General features: G+C 67.4%; 20 protein-coding genes. 9 read left to right on the top strand and 11 right to left on the bottom strand.

The annotated features are described in order from the left end of the window. Positions 1–91 precede the first annotated feature (91 nt). The 3 genes from P0D77_RS09955 to P0D77_RS09965 all read right to left on the bottom strand — a co-directional run bounded on the left by P0D77_RS09955 (position 92) and on the right by P0D77_RS09965 (position 4134). A complete protein-coding gene (locus tag P0D77_RS09955; protein WP_277552920.1) occupies positions 92–1345 on the bottom strand; it encodes an OFA family MFS transporter in 1254 nt (417 codons plus the stop codon). Positions 1346–1414: 69 nt separating this feature from the next. Further along, on the bottom strand, positions 1415–2290 hold the full coding sequence (locus P0D77_RS09960) for an alpha/beta fold hydrolase (RefSeq protein ID WP_277552921.1): 876 nt from the start codon (positions 2288–2290) through the stop codon (positions 1415–1417). After that, a complete protein-coding gene (locus P0D77_RS09965) occupies positions 2290–4134 on the bottom strand; it encodes a M28 family metallopeptidase (RefSeq protein WP_277552922.1) in 1845 nt (614 codons plus the stop codon). Before P0D77_RS09965 ends, P0D77_RS09960 begins: the two co-directional genes overlap by 1 nt. A 110-nt stretch (positions 4135–4244) precedes the next feature. On the opposite strand from P0D77_RS09965, the gene P0D77_RS09970 reads away from it, so the two are divergent. The 4 genes from P0D77_RS09970 to P0D77_RS09985 all read left to right on the top strand — a co-directional run bounded on the left by P0D77_RS09970 (position 4245) and on the right by P0D77_RS09985 (position 8395). Then, a complete protein-coding gene (locus P0D77_RS09970) occupies positions 4245–5207 on the top strand; it encodes a mechanosensitive ion channel family protein (RefSeq protein ID WP_277552923.1) in 963 nt (320 codons plus the stop codon). 91 nt (positions 5208–5298) lie between these two features. Beyond that, on the top strand, positions 5299–6888 hold the full coding sequence (locus tag P0D77_RS09975; RefSeq protein ID WP_277552924.1) for a hypothetical protein: 1590 nt from the start codon (positions 5299–5301) through the stop codon (positions 6886–6888). A 33-nt stretch (positions 6889–6921) separates the two neighbouring features. Further along, positions 6922–7833, top strand: a complete 912-nt coding sequence (locus tag P0D77_RS09980) for a DNA-3-methyladenine glycosylase family protein (protein WP_277552925.1) — start codon at positions 6922–6924, stop codon at positions 7831–7833. 112 nt (positions 7834–7945) lie between these two features. Beyond that, entirely contained in the window at positions 7946–8395 is a 450-nt protein-coding gene (locus P0D77_RS09985; protein ID WP_277552926.1) for a DUF555 domain-containing protein, read from the top strand. Positions 8396–8489: 94 nt separating this feature from the next. Here P0D77_RS09985 and P0D77_RS09990 read toward each other — a convergent pair whose 3' ends face one another. Next, positions 8490–8732 carry a UPF0058 family protein gene (locus tag P0D77_RS09990; RefSeq protein WP_277552927.1) on the bottom strand — a complete coding sequence of 81 codons (243 nt, stop codon included), beginning with the start codon at positions 8730–8732 and terminating at the stop codon, positions 8490–8492. A gap of 266 nt (positions 8733–8998) precedes the next feature. On the opposite strand from P0D77_RS09990, the gene P0D77_RS09995 reads away from it, so the two are divergent. Next, the gene (locus P0D77_RS09995; RefSeq protein WP_277552928.1) at positions 8999–9403 is read left to right on the top strand and encodes a translation initiation factor IF-2 subunit beta; all 405 of its coding nucleotides are present in this window, start codon (positions 8999–9001) and stop codon (positions 9401–9403) included. 3 nt (positions 9404–9406) lie between these two features. Here the strand turns inward: P0D77_RS09995 and P0D77_RS10000 are convergent, their stop codons facing one another. Beyond that, positions 9407–9586, bottom strand: a complete 180-nt coding sequence (locus P0D77_RS10000) for a DUF7836 family putative zinc-binding protein (RefSeq protein WP_277552929.1) — start codon at positions 9584–9586, stop codon at positions 9407–9409. A 191-nt stretch (positions 9587–9777) separates the two neighbouring features. Next, positions 9778–10794, bottom strand: a complete 1017-nt coding sequence (locus P0D77_RS10005; RefSeq protein ID WP_277552930.1) for a transcription initiation factor IIB — start codon at positions 10792–10794, stop codon at positions 9778–9780. Between the two features lie 428 nt (positions 10795–11222). Between P0D77_RS10005 and P0D77_RS10010 the strand changes: the two genes are divergently transcribed. The 3 genes from P0D77_RS10010 (at position 11223) to P0D77_RS10020 (ending at position 14442) form a co-directional block, all read left to right on the top strand. After that, positions 11223–12395 (top strand): thiolase C-terminal domain-containing protein, encoded by a 1173-nt coding sequence (locus P0D77_RS10010; protein ID WP_277552931.1) that lies wholly within the window; start codon positions 11223–11225, stop codon positions 12393–12395. Further along, a complete protein-coding gene (locus tag P0D77_RS10015) occupies positions 12392–13879 on the top strand; it encodes a zinc ribbon domain-containing protein (protein ID WP_277552932.1) in 1488 nt (495 codons plus the stop codon). The genes P0D77_RS10010 and P0D77_RS10015 overlap by 4 nt, the downstream gene beginning before the upstream one ends. Positions 13880–14247: 368 nt before the next feature. Next, positions 14248–14442, top strand: coding sequence for a cold-shock protein (locus P0D77_RS10020; protein ID WP_277552933.1), 195 nt, complete (start codon positions 14248–14250; stop codon positions 14440–14442). A gap of 4 nt (positions 14443–14446) precedes the next feature. Here P0D77_RS10020 and P0D77_RS10025 read toward each other — a convergent pair whose 3' ends face one another. Together P0D77_RS10025 and thrS are read right to left on the bottom strand one after the other, a co-directional pair. Then, positions 14447–14863 carry a DUF8009 family protein gene (locus P0D77_RS10025; RefSeq protein WP_490396529.1) on the bottom strand — a complete coding sequence of 139 codons (417 nt, stop codon included), beginning with the start codon at positions 14861–14863 and terminating at the stop codon, positions 14447–14449. Between the two features lie 196 nt (positions 14864–15059). Then, positions 15060–16994 carry a threonine--tRNA ligase gene (gene thrS, locus P0D77_RS10030; RefSeq protein WP_277552935.1) on the bottom strand — a complete coding sequence of 645 codons (1935 nt, stop codon included), beginning with the start codon at positions 16992–16994 and terminating at the stop codon, positions 15060–15062. A gap of 132 nt (positions 16995–17126) precedes the next feature. Between thrS and P0D77_RS10035 the strand changes: the two genes are divergently transcribed. Continuing rightward, the gene (locus P0D77_RS10035) at positions 17127–18386 is read left to right on the top strand and encodes a M20 family metallo-hydrolase (protein WP_277552936.1); all 1260 of its coding nucleotides are present in this window, start codon (positions 17127–17129) and stop codon (positions 18384–18386) included. A gap of 38 nt (positions 18387–18424) precedes the next feature. On the opposite strand, the gene P0D77_RS10040 is transcribed toward P0D77_RS10035, so the two are convergent. From P0D77_RS10040 to P0D77_RS10050, 3 genes are all read right to left on the bottom strand, one after another. Continuing rightward, positions 18425–19264 (bottom strand): ZIP family metal transporter, encoded by an 840-nt coding sequence (locus P0D77_RS10040; protein WP_277552937.1) that lies wholly within the window; start codon positions 19262–19264, stop codon positions 18425–18427. 88 nt (positions 19265–19352) lie between these two features. Then, the gene (locus tag P0D77_RS10045; RefSeq protein ID WP_277552938.1) at positions 19353–20555 is read right to left on the bottom strand and encodes a mechanosensitive ion channel family protein; all 1203 of its coding nucleotides are present in this window, start codon (positions 20553–20555) and stop codon (positions 19353–19355) included. Positions 20556–20642: 87 nt separating this feature from the next. Then, positions 20643–22364, bottom strand: coding sequence for a tRNA uridine(34) 5-carboxymethylaminomethyl modification radical SAM/GNAT enzyme Elp3 (locus P0D77_RS10050; protein WP_277552939.1), 1722 nt, complete (start codon positions 22362–22364; stop codon positions 20643–20645). Positions 22365–22379 lie beyond the last annotated feature (15 nt).

Consider the following 22379-nt stretch of genomic DNA (forward strand, 5'->3'; position numbering starts at 1 on the left):
GGAGATAACCGCTGTTCCGTCCATCGGAAGCCACTGACTATCTGGGATAGTGACACATTTTCGAACGTTGCCGTGCTCGCACGGCCGTCAGTTAGCGTGGCGAGGACAACACGAGTGCGGCCGCACCCGACCCGAGTGCGAGCACACCACCGACCACGAACGCGGTCGGCCAAGAGGTGACGCCGACGAGCCATCCCACGACAGCGCCGCCGAAGACGCCGCCCCACATCTTCCCCGAGTACAAGAGCGCGTAGTTCGCCGAGGAGTGCTCGTGTCCGTAGTAGTCGCCGACGACGCTCGGGAACAGCGTGTACTGCGGGGACCAGAAGAACGTCGCGACGACGACCGCCGCGAGGAACAGGAGCGACGACCCCTGCTGGGCGAAGTAGACGACGCCGAGGACGCCGAGACCACACAGCAGGAACGACGCCGCCATCGCTCGCTCGCGGTCAACGCGGTCGGAGAGGTCGCCGATGACGAGTCGTCCGATGCCGCCCGCAATGGGCAACAGCGTCGCCGACGCAGTCACGGTGACAGCCGTGAGGTCGAGGGCGTCCGCGAACGACACGATCTGTGCGGTCAACATCAGGCCCGCCGCAGAGACGCCGACGAACATCGCGTACATCAGCCAAAACTGCCACGTCCCCAGCATCTCGCGCCAGGTGAACTGCTTGCCCTGCGCAGTCTCCGGTTCGTCGTCGTCGCCGCCGTCGGTCGCGGCTGCGTCGTCGAGCCACCCGCTCGGCGGGTCACGGAGGACGAGCGCACCCACGAGGATGCCGACCCCGATGACGATGCCGAGGTTCTGAAGCACGGTCGGATACCCCGAGACCGTGGCGTTCGCCCGGACGTACGGGACGACCAGCGCCGACCCGCCGGCGAACGCCATCGTCCCGAAGCCGGTGGTGAGGCCGCGGCGGTCGGGGAACCACTTCAGCGCCGTGTTGACGGCGACGGTGTAGACGATGCCGACGCCGATCGCACCCAGCGAGTACAGCACGTACACGTGCCACACCTCGGTCGCGAACGCGAGGCCGAGGTAGCCGCCGCCCGCGAGGACGCCCGCGACGAGGGTCAGTTCGCGAGGACCGTGGCGGTCGCGAAGCCAGCCGACCGGCGTCTGTGACCCCGCCTGGAAGATGACGAACAGGGTGAAGACGAGACCGATGGCCTCGGGAGAGACGCCGAGACCGCCGGCGACGGGCGACTGGATCGACGAGTAGACGTACTGGTACGGGCTGACGAGCGCCATCATCACCGCGGCGGCGATGACCTGCCACCAGCGCGAGAACCCCAACTCCTCGCGGGCGCGGGCGGCGTGGTCGACGCCGGCGTCGCTGCTCATAGGTCGCCGTTCGGAGCCGCGCGATTCAACGTTACGTTCCCCGGTTGACTCCGCCGGTCCGCTCGTTGCTCAGAGGCCTACCTCGTCGAGGAACGCTCGGGCCTCTGCTAGCCACTCCTCCGACTGGTCGAGGTGGGGGTTGTGACCGCTCTCCTCGTAGATGCGCAGTTCCGCGTTCGGGAGGAGTTCTGCAATCTCCTCGCTTGCTTCAGGCGGCGTGATCCAGTCGTGGCGACCGACTGTAACGAGCGCTGGCACGCCCACGTCGGGCAGGTCGTCGGTGTAGTCCATTGCGGGGAATACCTCGCTGAACACGTGGTTGTGCGTCTCTGCGTGGAACTGGAGCGACTCGATACTCTCGCGTGTGGCCTCGGCGTCGAACTCGTCGAGCGACGGCGCGTACAACGGGAGCATTCCGTGGAACAGGCGGGCAAACTGCTCGTCGGACTCGACGGTCCCGTCCATCACGCGGTCCAGTTCCGCCTCCGTGATGTGGGGAACGTCCATCCCGCGTGTTCTCACCTCGGGGAGTCGCTCGCGGGCGATGTTTCGTGCCTTCCGGTCGTACTCCGGCGTCGCCGCGGTGTCGCGAAGGACGAACGCGTGGAGATGGTCGCCGTGACGGGTCGCGTACTCTTGGGTGATGAATCCGCCGTAGGAGCCACCGATCAAGACGACCGCTCCCAGGTCGAGACGCTGGCGAAGTGCCTCCACGTCGTCGGCGAACTGTTCGTTCGTGTACGGCGGAGCGAGTTCCGAGCGACCACACCCGCGGTGGTCGGGGACGACGAGGTAGTAGTCGTCCGCGAGCGACTCGAACGCCGACAGCGGCTTGCGCCCGTCGCCAATTCCGGGGCCACCGTGGAGTGCGAGGATCGCCGGGTCGTCGGGGTCGCCCCGGGTTTCGTAGTAAATGGTCGCGCCGTTGAGGTCGGCCGTCGGCATCAGCGCTCACCTGCCAGCGGTTCGCGAGCGATCCGACGCGCCCGGCGGAGGTGGTCGACCGCCCGGGTCCGCTCGCGTCGCAGTTCGGTCTTCAGGAACTTCGCCTCGTCATCGTCCAGGTCCGAGAGGGCGTCGACCGGCGCGAGTCCGGGGTACGGCGGGCGGTCGTAGGCGGGGTCCTGCTCGAAGGTGCCCTCCGTGGTGTAGTTGACCGCGACGAGTTCCCGCGACAGGCGTTTCAGCCGGTCGGTCGCCTCACTGTCTGCGATTCGGCCGGAGTTGACGGCGGCGTAGAAGTCGTCGAGCGCCTCAGCGAGGTCGGCGGCGGCGTCTCGGACCTTCGAGAGGTCGAACTCGCTGGCGTCGTCGTACGCTGCGAGTGTCTCGCGGTGGGACGCGACCGTGTGTCGGAAGTCGAGCGGCACCGGCGTCTCGCGGAGCAGTCGCGCGACAGCGATGGCGTACACCCGGATGTCGCGCACGAGCACCTCGGGGTCGGCCTTGTCGAGCGTGTCGGTCGTGACGTGCCAGGCGTCGGCGTTGCCGCCACACCCGCCGACAGCGTGGTAACCGCGTTCGTCCCGTACCGCGCGGGGGATGTTCGAGGAGAGCATGAACGCCCCCGTGACGCCGAGATTCGAGAACGAGTAGTCGCCCGCACGCGGCGGTCGCACCTCGGTCGATGCCTTCCCACAGACGTCTGCGATGGCCTGTCGGCAGACGGCGTCGGCCTCGCCCATCCACGCCAGCATATCCTCGAACTCGGTGGCGTCGGCGGCGCCCGGCGAGTCGACGTTCACCTCCGCGACACAGCGTTCGCGGATGTCGAGCGCGTGTTCGTCGGCGTACCACGTCGACCCCGCGTACCGGCCCGTCGAGTGGCCCGGCCACCAGCACACTCGGAGGTCACGCTTGAGGTCTTCACAGTGGTCGTCGAACACGCGGGCCAGTTCCAACAGCGCCCCGTCGCCAGTGGCGTTGTCTGCGACGCCGACGTGCCAGGAGTCGTAGTGACCGTGCAGGAGGACGAAGTCGTCGTCCGCGGGGTCGCCCTCGCCGGGGATGTGCGCCTCGACGAGTGGGCACTCCATCCACCCGGTCGTCGTCTCCGCCGACACCGACACGGTCGCCCCCTCGTTCGCACGGAGTTCTCGGCCAACTGGGTCTGCCACGGTCACGATGGGGATGTCCGGCGCGTCGACCGGCGAACTCGGTGTCGGGGCGCCGCCCCACACCGGGGTCGCGATGCCCTCGTGTGGTTCCTTCGGGTGGGGGTGGTGGACGACGACGGCGGCAGCGCCCGCCGCCTGTACCTCCTCGATGGCCTCGATGGGGAGGATGCCGCCGAGGACGGCGACCTTCCCCTCGACGTCGCCGAGGTCGTGGAGGTCCGCCGACAGCAACGCCTCGATGTCGCCACCGCCAGCCTCGGGCGGGTCGTCGACGGCGACGACGTCGCCGCTGGCCTCGCCACCGCCGAATGCGACCGTCTTGACGCCCGCCTTCGACTCGCCGTCGAGCGTGAGCGACGCTGACTCCGGGATCGAGAGGTACAGTTCGGAGTCGTGTCGGTCGTACGACACTCCGAGGCGGTCGAGTCGCGCGGTGAGTTCCCGCGCGGCCTCCCGTTCGCCTGCGCTTCCCGAGACGCGTTCGATGTCGGCGAATCGATCGACCAGCGACCACGGTTCCTCGGCGGAGACGGCGTCGTACAGGTCGCGCTCGACGCCCGACAGCGCCGGTTTCTCGCGGTCGTACAGCGCGTACTCGGCCGCGTCTCCCTCCCGTTCGTCGAACGGGCTGTCGTCGTCGCCGATACGCACGGCGGCGTCCTCGCCTGACATGTACGCCGGGTTGGGGCACAGTGGTATGAGGGTTGGGCTCGCGGCACACGCCGTGAGCGGGGAGGATGACCGATACCAACGGTTTTGGCCCCCGACGGACAGGGGCAGTCGTGCGACGTCCTCTCGGCTACGCCTCGCTGGTCGCAGCGGTCGTCACCGCCATCGCCGCGGCGGTCGTTCGGACGACGACCCCGCTCGCAGACATCGAGGTGCCGGCGCTCGGATCGACCCCGCCCGACGCGGCCGCGGCGACGACGCTGCTCGCGGTCGCGGTCGTCCTCGCGGCCAACGGCGCGTACTTCGTCGTGTACAGTTTCGCGACGCGCCGGGCGACGAAACGACGTGCTCACGACCTTCGAAACGTGTTGCGGCTGACGTTCGGCGCACTCGCAGTCGTCGGCGTCCTCGGGGTTTTCACCGACCGCTGGGTCGGCCTCCTCGTCTCACTGGGCGTCGTCGGGTTCGCGATCACCTTCGCGCTCCAGCAACCCCTGCTGTCGCTGGTCGGGTGGTTCTACCTGCTGGTGAAACGACCCTACACCGTCGGCGACCGTGTCCAACTCGGCGAGGTGAACGGCGACGTGATCGAGGTGGACTTCCTCGTGACGACGCTGTGGGAGATAAACGGCCCACTCGTCTCGTCGAATCAACCCTCCGGGCGAACCGTCACCGTCCCCAACAGTCAGGTGCTCTCCTCGGAGGTGGTCAACTTCGCCGGCGAGGAGTTCCCGTACGTATGGAACGAACTGACGATACAGGTGGCCTACGAGACGGACCTGGTCTTCGCTCGCGAGCAGATGATCGGCGTGGCCGACGACTATCTCGGCGACGAGATGGCCACCGCAGTCGATCGGTATCGTGACCGTCTCGCTGAGACCGCGGTCGAACTGGAGGTGGCCGAGCGACCGTCAGTCAACGTCGTCCAACAGGAGTCGTGGGTCGAACTCCGCCTGCGGTATCTCGTTCACCACCGGCGGGCGACGCGCGTTCGGAACCACCTGTACGAACGCATCTTGGAGGCGTTCAACGACGAACCCGACCGGGTCGCGTTCCCCGTCAGTCGCAACCGCTGACCCAGCGCTCGCCGACACCCACCGACTGCCGGCCACGACCCCGACGCACGACCGCCCGCGGACTTTTGCTACCACGTGACACACGCACAGTATGGACACGGGTCGACTCGCCGCCGCCGCAGGTGTCGCCCGGCGGACGGCGCTCCCGGCGGGAGTCGGTCTCGCCGCGGCTATCGGCGGTGGCCTGTTGTACGTTCCCGCGGGCGTCGCGGCGGGAACCGGGCCGCAAGCACCGCTGGCGTATCTGCTCGCCGGCGGCGGCATCACCTGTCTCGCCGTCGCGTTCGCCGTCGTCGTCGGCGGCCCGTTTGCCGACCGCGGCCCGGTGTACGGGGCCGTCACCCGGGTGTGGGGGTCACGGCGCGCCGGTGCGCTGGCGGCGTGGCCAGCGTTGGCGGCGTACGTCGCCCTACTCGCGCTGTTCGCAGAGTGGTTCGGTCGGTTCGCGCCGCTCCCGCGTAGTACCGGCGCGTACGTGAGTGGGGCCCTCGACGCGCCCACCGGCCTCGCGGCGATTCTTGGCGTCTCGTCGGCGACTCCACTGTTGGAGAATGCGGTCGCCGTCGGCGTCTGTCTCGTCGCACTCGCGGTCCACCTCGCTGGCCGCCGCGTCGCGATGGGGTGGGCGGCCGCGCTGTCGTGGACCGTCGTCGCGGTGCTCGCGGGCCTGCTCGGCGTCGCCTTCTTCCCCGGCGTCGGCGAGTTCGTCGCCGGTAACTTCGACCCACTGTATCCGACGTCCGGGCTGCAGGACGCACCCGTTCGGAGTCTCGTCGGGGGCGTCGGAGCCGCACTGTTCGCACTCGTCGGCGTCGAGGCGGCGGCGTACGCCGCCGAGGGTGAGGAGGGAAGCGAGACCGCTGCGCCGGTCGTCGCCGCCGTCGTCGTCGCCGGCCTCCTCACGCTCACCTCACTCGTCGCCCTCGGCGTCGTCGACTGGGTTCGGCTGAACCTCGCGGACATCCCCGCAGCGGACGCTATCGGCGCGTACCTCCCGATCGATCCGCTGACGCTGACGGTCGCCGTCTCGGTCGTCGCCGGGCTCGCAGCAATCGTCGCCGTCGGCGTCCCCGCCTCGCGAACGCTCGCCGGTCTCGCGGAACTGTACCCGCCGCTGGCCGACGACCCGGCGGGACAGCCGACGCGGTCGCTGGTCGTCGTCTACCTCGTGGCGGCGGCGCTGGCGGTCGCCGACCTCGTCGCACCCGCGCTGTACGTCGCCGTGCCCGGTCTCGCACTCTCGTATCTCGCCGTCGCGGTGACGGTAGTCGCGATGCCGTCTCGTCGGCCCGACCTCTGGCGAGCGGGTTCGATCCGTCCGACGTCTGTCGGAGGAAGGCTCACGCGCTACGCCGCAGTCGGGGTCGCGGCGACGATGTTCGGGATGGCGCTGACGAGCGACCCCGCGACGACGCTCGGCCTGACGCTGCATCGTGTCTCACTGTCGGTGTTCGAGTTCCAGTTGGTGTCGGACCCATTGGGCGGGCACGTTCCGGCGCTGGTGGCGTGGGAACTCCTCGGTGCGGGGCTGTACGTCGTCCTCCGCGACTACCGCGCGTCCGTCGGCGCGACGCTCACACCGTTGGAGGTCGAGGAAGAAGCCGACGGCGATACGTCCGACGCCGACCGCGAGGACACCGACCACGATGACGCCGACTCGGGTCGCGCGGCGGAACCGTAACCCGCAACCCCGTCGGGTCCGAGTGAACCGATAATGGAATCCGGGGCGATCCCGCTGGAGTCGGTCGGACCGTTCGACCTGCAGGCGACCGTCGAGAGCGGCCAGACGTATCTCTGGGACCGCGCCGACGGCAACATGTACGAGTCGATGTCCGCCCACGGCGGCGACCACTGGTACGAGACGGTCGTGCCACCGATCGACGGCGTCAGCGACGACCGCGCGGTCGTCCGCGTTCGGCAGACCGACGACCGACTGGAGTGGGAGTCGACGACCGACGCCGTCCCCATCCTCACGCACCTCCTGCGTCTCGACGACGACCTCGACGCCATCCTCGACGCGACGCCAGACCTCCCGTTGCTCGACCGCGCCTACGAGGAGTACCGCGGGATGCGCCTCGTTCGCGACCCGCCGTTCCCGTGTCTCGTCTCGTTCATCTGCTCGGCACAGATGCGCGTCAGTCGGATCCACGGGATGCAGATGGCTATGGCCGAGACGTTCGGCGACGCCGTCACCTTCGACGGTCGGACGGTCCACGCGTTCCCGACGCCCGAACAACTAGCCGCCCGAACCGAGGCGGAACTGCGAGACCTCTCGTTGGGGTATCGAGCACCGTACGTCCAGCGAACCGCCGAGATGGTCGCGGACGGCGAAGCAGACCCGAGCGCGGCTCGCGGGATGGCCTACGAGGACGCCCGCGAGTACCTCACCCGGTTCGTCGGCGTCGGCGACAAGGTGGCCGACTGCGTCCTGTTGTTCTCGCTGGACTTTCTGGAAGCGGTTCCGCTGGATACGTGGATCCAGACTGCGATTGCAGACTACTACCCCGAGTGTGACGTGGGCAACTACGCCGAGACGAGCCGAGCGATCCGAGAGCGATTCGGCGGTCAGTACGCTGGCTACGCGCAGACGTACGTGTTCTACTACCTCCGCGCCGGCGGTGAGTAGTCGGCGATACCGGCGACCGTACCGAGCGTGACGAGGCCAGTGACCTCTTCAATATCGCGGCGCTGACGCGAGCGGCCGAAGTTTCATACCTTCAGCAATGCTACGTGTTCGTATGGACTGTAGGGTCGTCGTCGAGGCCGCGGTGCCGGTGTACGACGTGGAGACGGCCGACGAAGCGGTCCGGATCGCCATCTCGAAAACCGGCGAGATGCTCAATCCCGACCTCAACTACGTCGAGATATCGATGGGTGAGCGCACGTCCCCGGACGGCGAGCAGTTGATCCCCGCGTTCGTCGCTGCCGACGAGGCACTCGTGGCACTCGAACTGGAGATGACCGTGTTCAACGTCGAGCGTGACGAACACGCCTCCCGCATCGCTCGCAAAGAAATCGGGCAACGCCTCCAGAACATCCCGCTGAAAGTGCTTCGCGTCGAAGAGATCGTCGAGGGCGACGACGTGGCCGACGGCGGCGAAGCAACTACCGACACAGATCGAAGCGACGGGACAGACGGCGAGGACCTCCTCCCAGAGTTCGAAGAGATGGTCGACGACGAGCGCTAATCTGACGCGGCAGACGCTGACGGGTTCTCTCTGCCTCTGACGAACGGAGCCGCCGCTCTAGGGTGATTGCTTCGGGAGGGTGTACGAGACTGTGTTAGTCTGCGGTGGCGGGAACCGGCTCGGTCTGTTCTTCTTCCGTCTCTTCGACGGAGGAGGTGATACCAGATGCCAGTTTGAAAACGGCCGCCTTGTGGTCAGTCTTGGATCGGTGGATCGACGTCGGTTTGACGCCCAGTTCCTTGTACTCGGTCAGATCGAGGTCTGTTCCCCACTCGTCATACTCGCTGCGTACCTCGCTAAGAAGGCCGTGCAGGTGAATGAGCTCCTGCTTCTTCATGGACGAATCCGGCTTGAAACCCGAGGGTTAAAGACTTATCTTGAGTCTCGTTAGCACGCCGGCCGACGGATTTAGATAGGAAGATGCAATCAGATGAGACGGTTGACACGAATCCTGTTTTCCTTCCATCTAAACGGCCCCGAAACGACGATTTCAGGTACGTCGAGACGCGTCGCGCGCCGCGCCTGAGCGTGTGTCGCGTGTTCACAAGAGTACACGTATTGGGGCGTGAACGTTTTTGTCCAATCGGCCACGTATGCTCGCGTATGGAGTACGACGATATGCTCGACCGCGCCATCGACGAGACGCCGGACATCGAGGAGCGAGGCTCTCGCTTCGAGGTGCCCGACCCCGAGGTGCGCCCGGAGGGCAACGTAACCGTCGTCGAGAACTTTCAGGAGTTGGTCGACCGCCTCAACCGCGAGGAGTCGGCGCTGTTGAAGTTCCTGCAAGACGAGTTGGGGACGGCCGCCCGCATCGACGAGTCGGGGCGGGCGCGTCTCACCGGTGACTTCAAACAGCGACGCGTTGCGAACGCCGTCGAGGCGTACACCGACGGCTACGTCATCTGCTCGGAGTGCGGCCTGCCCGACACGCGTATCGTCGAACAGGGCGGCGCAGACGTGTTGAAGTGCGACGCCTGCGGTGCGATCACCAGTCTCGGCGAGTGAGCGTCACTCGAACTGTTTGAGGGTGTCCAGGTCCCGTTCCGTCCGCATAAACTCGGCGAGGCGACGGGTGGCGTGACACGACGGACACGAGAAGTTCTGCCGGTGGTCAGGCAGGTCGTGCGGCCCCTCTTCCCAGTCTTTCCCACACTCAGGACACATCAGTCGAACGAAGGCCTCGACCATACGCCGACTCGTCGCTCCGCTGACCATAAAGCCTTGCGGGGGTTTCCGGGGACCGTGGGGATTCGCCGCCCGAGCGTCGGGGAGTTCGGTCTCCCCGGTGCGACCGCTCGGGCGAACTACGCATTGGAAAAATCGGACCGTCGGACGGGCGCAGTCAAGAGCGCGTCACCGTCACGGGAGCGAGCGTCGCCTTAGGCCTGTGCGCGGTCGCCGGGGTTCGGCGCGTCGCCCACGACTTCGGCGGCGTCCAGCAACTCTTTGTAGCGGTTGCGGATCGTCACTTCGCTGACGCCCGCGACGTCGCTCACTTGGCTCTGCGTCAGTGCCTCGTTGGTGAGGAGGGCGGCGGCGTAGACGGCCGCGGCGGCGAGACCGACTGGCGACTTCCCGCTGGTGACGCCCGTCTCTTGGGCCGTCTTCAGGAGTTCACGCGCCCGCCACTCGCCCTCGTCGGAGAGGTCGAGTTGCGAGGCGAACCGCGCGAGGTACTGCGCGGGGTCTGCGGGCGCGACCTCCAATTTCAGTTCGCGGACGATGTAGCGGTACGTCCGAGTGAGTTCCATGCGGTCGACGCGTGCGACCGCGGTCAACTCGTCGAGACTGCGCGGCGTGTTCGCCTGTCGCGCGGCGGCGTACAGGCTCGCAGAGGCGACGCCCTCGATGGAGCGGCCGGGGAGGAGGTTCTCCGAGAGGGCGCGGCGGTAGATGACCGACGCAGTCTCGCGAACCGTCTCGGGCAGGCCCAGCGCCGAGGCCATCCGGTCGATCTCGCCGAGCGCCTGCTTGAGGTTGCGCTCCTTGGAGTCACGCGTCCGGAACCGCTCGTGCCACGTCCGGAGGCGCTGCATCTGCTGGCGACGCTCCGCCGAGAGTGTCTTCCCGTAGGCGTCTTTGTTCTGCCAGCCGATGTTCGTCGACAGGCCCTTGTCGTGCATCATCTTCGTCGTCGGCGCGCCGACGCGCGACTTGCTCTCGCCGTCGCGGTTGAACGACCGCCACTCGGGGCCGCGGTCGATGGCGTCTTCCTCGAGGACGAGGCCGCAGTCGGCACAGACGGTCTCGCCGTGTTCCTCGTCGACGCGGACGTTCCCGCCGCACTCGGGACACAGGCGGACCGACTCGCTCTCTTCGAGTTTCTCGCCGGGTCGTTCTTTCGCCTTCTTCTCTCGCTCGGTGTAGCTGCTGATGGTGTGTTCTGACTCGCTCATGGGTGCTCCCGGATCGACGGCGAAGCGGAGGGTAAAATGGGCCGCCAGTGGCTGTCGTCCTTACCAGTCGTTACGTGGAACCACGTATTAAGTGTTTCGCAGGCGTGAATGGCCCTCGCACACCGGATACGGCAGCAAATTCGCTGGAATAGCGCGTTTTCGAGACGGCCATTCGACACAACTTGAGTATGATAAACCGTTCGGTACTGATTCCGATGGGGAATATGTACGTTACGGTCACCCGATGCAGGCGAGATATCGCCAGTCATCTGTGCCTCGTGGACCGGGGTGTGCATTCCACACGCGTACCTCTGACACCCCGGATAAAGGAGATTTTCCGAACTCAGTCCAAAATTCGTCCCGAGTGCGTCTCAGGTTCGACACGCCGACCGGCAACACTTACCACCACAGCGTGGCCCTTCTCGGCTATGACGGACGCGTACATCGTGGGGGCGGGCCAGTCGTCGTTCGGGTCGTTCCCCGAGGAGACGTATCGAACGCTGTTTCAGGAGGCGTACGAGGCGGCCGCGCCCGACGACATCGACGCCGCCGACGTCGACGAGGCGTACGTCGGAACCCTCGGCGTCGGCGGGCGACAGATCGGCCTCGCTGGCCCCGCAGTCACCGAGTTCGTCGGCCTCCACGGCGTCCCTTGCACCCGCGTCGAGAACGCCTGCGCCGCCTCGGGATACGCGCTTCGACAGGCGGTGATGGCTGTCGAGTCGGGGATGGCAGACCTCGTCCTCGCCGGCGGCGTCGAGGTGATGACCGACACCTCGACGGAGGCGACGAAGTACTGGCTTGGCGTCTCGGGGGAGACGGAGTGGGAGCGCATGGCCGGCACGACGTTCTCGGGCGTGTACGCACAGATGGCCGACGCATACCTCCGCGAGTACGATGCCCCACGTCGCGCTTTATCCGAGGTCGCGGCCAAGAACCACGCCAACGGCGCACGCAACCCGAAGGCACATCTCGGCTTCGAGTGCTCCGTCGAGGACGCCGAGGCCGCGAGCGTCGTCGCCGACCCGCTCACCCTGTTTCACTGCTGTCCGACGACCGACGGCGCGGCCGCCGTCTTCGTCGCCAGCGAGGAGGTGGCGGCCTCCTTCGCCGACCGCGTCCGTGTGGCGGGCGTCGGTGCGGCGTCCGACCGCGTCGGCCTGTTCCAGCGTGACACCTACACGAGCGTCCCCGCCAGCGTCGACGCCGGCGAGGGTGCCTACGAGATGGCCGGCGTCGACGACCCGCGCCGGGAGTTGGACTTCGCGGAGGTGCACGACTGCTTCGCCATCGCAGAGTTGCTCGCCTACGAGGACCTCGGGTTCTGCGACCGCGGTGAGGCGGCCGACCTCGTCGCCGACGGCGTCACCGCCGCCGACGGCGCGTTGCCGGTGAACACCTCCGGCGGCCTGAAGTCGAAGGGCCACCCCATCGGTGCGACCGGGGCTGGACAGGCGGTGGAGGCGTTCGACCAACTGACCGGCGGCGCGGGCGACCGACAACTCGACGACCCGGAACGCGGCCTGACGCACAACGTCGGTGGCTCCGGCGGCGCAGCCGTCGTTCACGTTCTCGAAGCTGAGGGGGTGACCGGCGCGTGAGCGCACCGGAACCGGGCTCTGGCCCCGCACAGGAGCGACCCGAGGCGGACGCGCGAATCGTCGGCGTCGGCACCTACGCGCCGACCGCACGGCTCTCTAGCGAGGCCGTCGCGGAGGCGTGGGGACGCTCGAAGGCGCGAGGTGTCGACTCGGTCGCGATCCCAGCGCCCGACGAAGACACGCTCACGATGGGCGTCGCCGCGGGGCGGCGCGCGCTCGACGCCGCCGGTGTCAACGCCGCCGACCTGTCGGGACTCGCATTCGCGACGACGACGCCGCCGTTGGCAGAAGAGGACCTCACACCGCGGCTGGGTGCGGCGCTAGGGGTTCCCGCCGACGCGACCACCCGGTACGCCGGGCGAAGCACGCGAGCAGCCACGCGGGCGCTGCGGGCCGCACGCGACGCCGGAGCGTTCCCCGCACTCGTTGTCGCCGCCGACGCCCCACGAGGCGACCCGACCACCGTCGAAGGGCACGCTGCCGGCGCAGGTGCGGCGGCCGTCGTCCTCACGGGCGACCACGGCACGGGTGCGGGCCTGCACGGCGACGCGGAGGCTGCGGCCGACTACCCGGGGACGCGCTTCCGACGGCCCGACAGCGAGGCCGTCGAAGGGCTCGGGGTGACGACCTACGACCGTTCGGCGTTCACCCGCCCCATCGAGGCGGCCGTCGCCGGTTTGGACGCCGACGCGACCGTCCCAGCGTTCGACGGAGCGACTCTGGCCGTCACCGCACCCGACGGCGACCGTCCGCGGCGCGCCGCCTCGGCCCTCGGCCTCGACGCCGTGCAGACGCCCGTTCGGACACTCGGAGACACGGGAGCGGCGGGTCCGCTGCTCGGACTGGCTGAGGCGCTGCGCGGGGGCGCGACGCGAACGCTCGTCGTCGGGTGGGGGAGTGGCGCGGGCGCAGACGCTCTCCTCGTCGACGGCCTCGCGCCGGTCGCGGGAGACCTCGGCGGCGACCGCGAAGTGACGTACACAGAGGCGCTCAGACTGCGTGGCGAGGTCACGAGCGACGACCCGCCCGCGGGCGGCGGCGCGGCGGTGTCGGTGCCGACGTGGCGGCGGGCAACGGCCGCGCGATACCGTTTGCTCGCCGGTCAGTGTCCCGAGTGCGAGGCGCTCGCGTTCCCGCCCGAGGGTGCGTGTCCGAACTGTCACGACCTCGTCGAGTACGAGTCGGTTCGACTTCCGCAGACCGGAACCGTCGAGACGGTCACCGGCGTCTCACCGGGTGGTGCACCGCCGGAGTTCGCTCGGCAGGCCGAACGCGGCGGCGACTACGCGGTCGCTATCGTCTCGTTCGAGCGTGCTGGTGCGTCGGTGAGCGTCCCGATGCAGGTGTGTGACGCCGCGCCCGACGCGGTGACGGCGGGCGATGCCGTGCGTGCGACGTTCAGGCGCGTGTACGAACAGGAGGGCGTCGTCCGCTACGGGAGTAAGGCACGCCTCCTCGACGACGCGACTGACGGGGAGTCGTAACGGCCGGAAGACGGCGACGTGGCGCCTGCGGTGGCGATGTAGGAAAATGCCCACGGGGGCCACGTCGTACCTGGGGGGGATGAGAGAGGCACACGACGGGACGGCCGTCCGTAGGCAAACGAACCTATACGAGTTCTATGATATCAGCGTTACGACTCCGGCGCACCCCTCGGTTCTCTCGTATCGCCGTCGACAGGTCGGCTAAACGCGGGTGATTCGGTCCCGGCTAGCAGTCGAATCGCCTGACGGTAGGGCGATGACTGCTTATCGTCCTCGCCGTACTGCGTCGATAGCGTGACATACCGTGTCAGCCTCACCCACAGATATATATGCCGGAATTGCATAACAGTCGGTTGAGGTATACGCGAATGGCGAAAGGGAAGGTCGCATTCTTCAACGACACTGGCGGTTACGGATTCATCGAGAGTGAGGACGCGGACGAAGACGTGTTCTTCCATATGGAAGACGTCGGCGGTCCAGACCTCGAAGAAGGGCAGGAAGTCGAATTCGACATCGAGGAGGCTGAGAAAGGTCCCCGAGCGAAGAACCTGCAGCGCCTGTAAGGCGCTATCCGAGGTATCGAACCCGGACCGTCAGCGGTCCGTCGCAACTCTCGATTTCGATCTGTTCTTGGAGCGAGTCACGCGCCAACGAGCGCCAGGTGTCCGCACCGGTTCCTGGGAATCGTGGGAACTCCTCGGGGAGGAACGCCCGCGGCTGGATGTGGATCGGTTCGGTCTCGTCGTACGAACCCTCGCTGCCTTCGACGTGTAGTCGCGCACGCATCCGGCCCGCGAATGGTGGCGTGATGCGGAGGACGGCCGCTCGGCGTCCGCGGTCGGCGGCTTCGAGGGCCGCGACGACGTCGTCGGTGGTCACTGCCAGTATCCGAATTGCGGACGGACCTGTCTCGTCAGCCTGCACCACGGAGTCTACGTTCCCGTGTGTGTGACCTGTTCGAGCGGTCCCGCGCACTCCGGGCACGTCGCCCGGTACGAGAGGACGCTGACGCTCTGTTCACACTTTCGGCAGACGAATGACCGTCCAACCATTGACAGACCGTTCGGCGTCTATTGTGTTAAACGTTATCGTGGATCGTCATCGGGACACGTTCCAACGGCTGCCGAGACTGGAACAGATGAAAACCGGTGTGTTGTGGGTGTGAAACCCCGAGGACGAACTACTCGTCGTGGTCGGTGACGAAGTCCGGCTTCACCGTCTTCTGCTGGACCTCGCCGCGGAGGTGGTCGCGGAACGTCTCCACGTCCACGTCGTTTCGCTCGTTCTCGAAGCGGTCGCGCACGGAGATGGTCCCCGCCTCCTCCTCGTCGCCGCCGACGACGACCATGTACGGCACGCGGTCGTCGTGGCCGGCGCGAATCTTCCGTCCGACAGTCATGTCGCGGTCTTCGACCTCGACGCGGAACTCGGAGAGTTCGTTCTTGACGCGGTGGGCGTAGCCGAGGTTGTCGTCGGAGATGGGGAGGATGCGCACCTGTTCGGGCGCAAGCCAGAACGGGAAGCGGCCGGCGAAGTGCTCGATGAGCACCATAAAGAACCGCTCGTAGCTCCCGTACAGCGCGCGGTGGATCATCACCGGGCGGTGTTCCTCGTTGTCCTCGCCCGTGTAGGTGAGGTCGAACCGCTCGGGCATATTGAAGTCCAGTTGGACCGTCGGGCCGTCCCACGACCGGCCAAGGGCGTCCTCGAACGAGAAGTCGATCTTCGGGCCGTAGAAGGCGCCGTCGCCGGGTTCGATCCCCCACTCCAGCGAGGACGACTCCAGCACGGACTCCAGTTGGCTCTCGGCTTGCTCCCACACCTCGTCGCTCCCGACGGACTTCTCGGGGCGCGTCGCCAGGTCGACCGACACGTCGAGGTCGAACGTCTCCAGCACCTGTTCGATGCCATCCATCACCTGTCGCACCTCGGCTTCGATCTGGTCGGGCCGGACGAACAGGTGGCCGTCGTCGATGGTGAACGCCCACGTCCGCGAGAGGCCCGACAGTTCACCGCGCTGTTCTTTGCGGTACACCTTCCCGTGTTCGGCGTAGCGGACGGGCAGGTCGCGGTACGACCACGAGCCCTGGTCGAAGATGGTCGCGTGGCCCGGGCAGTTCATCGGCTTCAGACCGTACTCCTCGTCGTTCACGTCGAACAGGAACATATCGTCCTGGTAGTTTTGGTAGTGACCGGACTGCTCCCACAACTCCGTCCGGAACACGTGCGGCGTCTCCACTTCGCCGTAGCCCGCCTCGGCGTTGAGGTCGTTGACGTACTCCTCCAACTCCGAGAGGATGGTCTTGCCCGCGGGGTGATACAGCGGGAGGCCCGGTCCCGTGACCGTCGGGATAGAGAACAGGTCCATCTCGCGTGCGATCTTCCGGTGGTCGCGCTCTTTGGCCTGTTCGCGCATATTCAGGAACTCTTCTAACTCCGACTCGGACTCGAAGGCCGTCCCGTACACGCGGGTCAACTGGTCGTTCTCCTCGTCGCCGCGCCAGTAGGCGGAGGAGATGCTCAGGAGCTTCACGGCGCCGACATCGCCCGTCGATTCGACGTGCGGCCCTTTACACAGGTCGCGCCAGTCGTCCTGTTCGTACACGGAGACGGGGTCCTCGCCGGCGGCCTCCTCATTGAGAATCTCCGTCTTGTACTCGTTGTCCTCGTACGCCGAGAGCGCCTCCTCGCGGGAGAGTTCGACGCGGTGGATGTCGTAGTCCGACTCGACGATGTCGCGCATCTCGGCCTCGATGGCTGGGAAGTCGTCTTCGTCGATGTCGACGCCCGAGATGTCGTAGTAGAAGCCCTCCTCCGTGGGCGGGCCGATGGCGAGTTTCGCGTCGGGGAACTCCCGCTGGAGCGCCTGTGCGAACACGTGCGCCGCAGAGTGGCGAAGCACCTGCAGGTACTCTTCGGACTGGTCGGTGACGATCTCGATGCGTGCGCCGTCGTGGACGGGCGCGGCCTTGTCGACGAGTTCGCCGTCGACGACGCCGGCGACGGTGTCGGAACCGAGGCCGGGTCCGATCTCGTACGCCACGTCCTCGACAGATGCACCCTCGGGGACGGACAACTCCGAGCCGTCCGGCAGGGTGACGACGATATCGCTCATACGCGTTCGGTGCCGTGGGGCGCGAATAAGTCTTGTCGAAGCGTGCGACGGAGACGCACCCTGTGACCTGCTTGCGCGACGCACACCGCCGCTTCGGAAAGAGCCAACACCTGGCGGTCCCACTCGCCGAGTATGACGCTCACCGTCGACACCGACCGCCTTCACGACGACATCGACGCCACCGCGGCCTTCGGCGACATCGACGCCACAGAGGGCCGCGGGCGAACCGTCCTCGTCGGCACCGACGCGAACCGCCGCGCCCGCGAGTACCTCGTCGACCGAATGGAAGCCGCCGACCTCGACGTGACCGTCGACGCCGTCGGCAACGTCGCCGGAACCTGGGCACCCGACGGTGTCGACGCCAACGCCGCGCCCGTCGCCGCCGGGAGCCACCTCGACTCGGTTCCCGAGGGCGGCATCTTCGACGGTCCACTCGGGGTGTACGCCGCGCTTGAGGCCGTCCGTACCATGCAGGACGCAGGCGTGACGCCGGACCGTCCGATCACCGTCGTCTCGTTCACCGAGGAGGAGGGCCAGCGGTTCGCGGACGGCCTGCTCGGGTCGTCTGTCGCCGTCGGCCAGCGTTCCGTCGAGGAAGCACTCGCGTTGACCGACGACGAGGGGACGACGCTCGCGGAGGCGCTGGAAGCGACGGGGTTCGCGGGCGAGGGTCGACTCGACGCGAGCCAGTGGGATGCTTGGTACGAACTCCACATCGAACAGGACACGACGCTGGAGGAAGCCGGGGTTCCGGTCGGCGTCGTCACGACCATCACGGGCATCACCCACTGCGACGTGGAGATACTGGGCGAAGCGAACCACGCGGGTGCGACCCATATGCACGACCGGACGGACGCGCTCGCGGCCGCCGCAGAACTCGTCTTAGACGTCGAAACGGCCGCGAACGATGTCGTCGACACGAGTAGCGACTCGGCGGTGGGGACCGTCGGATCGCTGGACGTCTCGCCGAACGCGACGAACGTCGTCCCCGGTCGCGTCGAGGCCGGTATCGACGTTCGCGACGTGGAGTACGAGTCGATGGAGACTATCGTGGGCGCCGTCAGCGACACACTCGACCGCCTCGAATCGGAGCGGGGCGTCGAGACGACGTTCGAGCGGCCGTTCGACCTCCACCCGACGCCGATGGCCGAGCGACTGCGCGAGGCGGCCCACCGCGCGGGCGAGGCCGCCGGTCTCGACACGATGGACCTGCACTCCGGCGCCGCTCACGACACGATGCACGTCGCGGACGTGACCGACGCGAGCCTCCTGTTTGCACCCTCGAAGAACGGCATCAGCCACAACCCGCGCGAGTGGACCGACTGGGACGACTGCGCGGCGGCGACGCGGGTGCTCGCGGGCGCGATGGCGGAGACGGCGGCCGCGGAGTAACGAGGCGAGACTGGGTGTGATGTGCCGGCGGCCGTCGCTCAGGCCGCCAGCGCCACGTCCAGATACAGCATAATCACGACGCCGACCATCGTCCCGAGCGTCGCCTCGCGTTCGTGCCCGCGTGAGTGGGTCTCGGGGAGAATCTCGTCGGAGATGACGAACAGCATCGCGCCGGCGGCGAAGCCCATCGCGTACGGGAGCGCTGGTTCGACGAGGACGACGGCGACCGCGCCGAGGACGGTCAGTGGAATCTCGACGAGTCCCGACCGAATTCCGGTGAGGACGGCGTACGTCCGTCGCTGGAACCCCGCGTTGATCGCGGCGATAGACACTGCCAGTCCTTCGGGGATGTTCTGGATGCCGATGGCGAGCATCAACGCGATGCCGTTCGCGACGTTGCCGGACCCGAAGCCGACGCCGACGGCGAGACCCTCGGGCATATTGTGGATGGTGATGGCGACGATGAACAGGATGACTGAGGCCACCTTAGCGTCGGTCACAGTCTGGTCGTCCCGCTGTCGCCCAGTGATGAGAACGTGGACGTGCGGCACCCAGTGGTCTGCCTGGTCGAGGAACGCCGCGCCGAGGAGAATACCGGTGAGGACGGGCACCGGCGAGAGCAGGCCGGTGGCGGGAACGCCCGGCACGACGACCTCGGTGAGGTCGATTCCGGGGACGATGAGGGACGTGAACGACGCCGCGAGCATCACGCCGGCGGCGAACCCGAGCGCCGTGTCGAGTGCGCGTTCGCTCGGGTCGCGATACACGAGGACCGACAGCGCGCCGACCATGTTCAGGCCCGCGATGACGACGCCGCCGACGAACGCCTGCACGACCGGGTTCTCACCGACGAGGTCGACGAACAGTCCCTCGAGCATAGATGCACTCCCACCGGCGGGCGTCCAAAACGTACCGATCTGTCACCCGGCGAGTCGATCTGCCGCGCAGCCCGGTGGCGACCGTCCGTCAGTCGTCGCCCGACGGGTTCGTGACGGTCTGTGCCTCGGGCCGCTGGTCCCGTTGTGACGCGACGCGGAACCCGTCGGTCTCCTCGCGCCCGGACAGTTCACGCTGCGGGTACGGGATCGTGATGTCGGCGTCGTCGAGCGCACGCTTCACCTCGCGGACGACCGAGGCTTTCGTCCGCGCGCGCAACGGCGCACTTGGGTTCGTGATCCAGACGCGACACTCCAAGACGACCGACGAGTCGCCGAGTGCCTTGGGCACCACCTGCGGCGCGGGGTTTGACGCGATCCCAGAGACCGTGTCCAGCGCCTCCCGTGCGACTGCTTCCGCCCGTTCGAGGTCGGCGTCGTAGTCGACGCCCACGTCCACCGACAGGCGGAGTTGCCCCAGACGCGTTCGGTTCGACACCGTCGCGTTCGCCACGCGGTCGTTGGGGATGACGACGACCTCACCGTTTGCCGCTCGAATCCGCGTGTTGATGACGGTGATGTCGGAGACGATACCCTCCTTGCCGTCGATTTCGACCCAGTCGCCCAACTCGAACGGCCGGGAGAACATCAAAACGAACCCGGCGATGAGCGACCCGATGGTCGACCGCGCGGCCGTCCCGACGACGATGCCGAGAAAGCCCGCACCGACGAGGAGGCCGCCGAGATTGACGCCCCACACGGTGAGGCTCCCGACGACTGCTCCCGCGAGGACGGCCAACTGGAGGACGCGAAAGACGATCCCCTTCTGGTGTTGGTTGATCGCGTCCGACTCGGCGGCGTACGCGTCCAGGCGCGTCTCCAACACGTCGATGCCGATGAGCGCGCCCCCGACGATGCCGACGGTCACGACCAGTTGGACGAGTCGCGGGACGGTCGCGGCCATCGCGCCTACGGCGAGCACCGCCACGTCGACGAACCCCCACACCACCAGCACCGCGAGTCCACACGCGATCAGGACGGCGAACTGGAGCGTGCGGACGATGACCTCCACCGGCAGTCGCCAGTCGAACTCGGTCACTTCGATAGGGACGCGGTCGTTCCCGAGTACTCGGTCGCGGACGACTCGGTGGGTAACCCTGACGACGCGCGGCGCGAACAACAGCGCTGTGACGGCCGCGGCCGTGAGTAAGACGACCGTGACCGCGACTCGCGCCTCCGTCGTCACGAACCCTTCGAGGGTCCGTCGCAGTTGCACGAGAACGGATTGCTGCACACTCACAGCAACAGATCTGAATGCAAAAACACGGCGATGACGGCGTGGTACCCGCGCGATGAGCGTATGGTCTCGCCCGGCGAGTCGCTACAGGCGCTTGCTCACGTACGGGCCGTCCTGGTGGTAGCCGAGTTTGTCGCGGTAGTAGCCGCGCACGCCGATGCCGGAGATGACCGACAGTTTCGAGAAGCCCGCGTCAGCGGCGCGGTCCTCGGCCTCCCGTAACAGACGGCGACCGTACCCTTGGTGTTGCCAGTCGCCCTCGTCGCCGTCGAACGTCGCGGGCGACCCGTACACGTGGAGTTCACGCACCAGCGCCGCATCCTCCAGTTCGCGGCGAACCGCGTCGCCGTCGGCGGCCGGCCCCGCGCCGGATGCGGCGTGCGAGTAGGAGGGGAATCGGAGGCGACAGAAGCCCACCAACAGGTCCTGTTCGGTGTCTTCGAACGAGATGAACTGTTCGAGGCCGCCGCCCGCCTCGTACTCGACGACGTCGAGTTCCACGTCGCTCGGGTCGGGGTCCGCGTCGTTGTGGCCAACCTCCCGCGAGCGGATGTCCTGCAGGGTGTACCCCTTCTCCTCGGCGCGTTTCTCGGCCAACTGTCGGAGGTTCGACTTCCACACGCCGGCGTCGATGAAGTCCGCGGGGATGTCGCGTTGAACTCGCTGGAGGCGGCAGTACTTCGGGATCTGGTCCATCGCGTCGGCGACGAGGTCGGCGGCCTCCTCGTTGGAGAGTGGCTCGAACTCATCGCGCCGCCACGAGTCGTACACGCGGGTGCCGCGGACGACGAGCGTCGGGTAGATCTTCAGGTAGTCCGGCCGCCAGTCGGGGTTCTCGAACAGTTGCCGGAAGTCCTCGCGGCACATCTCCGCGCTCATCCCCGGTTGCCCCGGCATCATATGGAAGCCCACCTTGAACGCCGAGTCGCGGAGGCGGCGGTTGGCGTCGATGGAGGCCTGGTTACCGTGGCCGCGGTGCATCTCGCGGTTCACCCGCTCGTAGGTGGTCTGGACGCCCACCTCGACTTTCGTCCCGCCCAAGTCGAGCATCCGGTCGATCTGTTCGGGGTCACACCAGTCGGGCTTGGTCTCGAAGGTGATGCCGACACAGCGCACGTCCGACGACTCGTTTCGGCTCTTGACGTCTTCGAGGTACTCGAAGTCGTACTCGGCAGGGTCCTGTGCGAAACTTCGCCCCTCCGCGGGGTTCGGGCGGGCGTCGGTGTCGTACTCGTTCATTGCCTGCAGCGCCCGCTTGACGAACCACTCCTGGTAGTCGTGTGAGCGGGCGGTCATCGTCCCGCCCATCAGGATGAGTTCCGCCTTGTCCACCGGGTGGCCGATGTGGCGCAGTTGTTCGAGGCGGAGCGTCACCTGGCCGTACGGGTCGTAGTCGTTCTGCTTCCCACGGGCGGCGGCGGGTTCGTGGCCCGTGTAACTCTGTGAGGAGTCGAACTCCGAGGCGGGGCCACCGGGGCAGTAGAGACACTTCCCGTGCGGGCAGGTGTGTGGCGAGGTCATAATCGCCACCGGCGAGACGCCGGAGGCGGTGCGGACGGGCTTGCGCATCACGACCTCGCGAACTTCCTCGCGGCGGCCATCCGGCGCACGCTGGAGGAGGTCGGTGTTCTGCGGCACCTTCGGCGAGGACACCGCCGAACAGGCGTCGAGTTTCGCGGACTCGAGACTGTCGCGGTCCACGTCGCCGTCGAGGATGCGCTGGACGAGCAGTCGGCACGCCTCCTCGAATGCCTCCGGTTCCTCCGAGTCGGCGGACTCGCCGTCCGGTTCCGCGGTGCCGCTCATTGCGTGTGAGTGGTC

It is taken from the genome of Halobaculum limi (genome assembly GCF_029490015.1).
In the GTDB taxonomy this organism is placed as follows: Archaea; Halobacteriota; Halobacteria; order Halobacteriales; family Haloferacaceae; genus Halobaculum; species Halobaculum limi.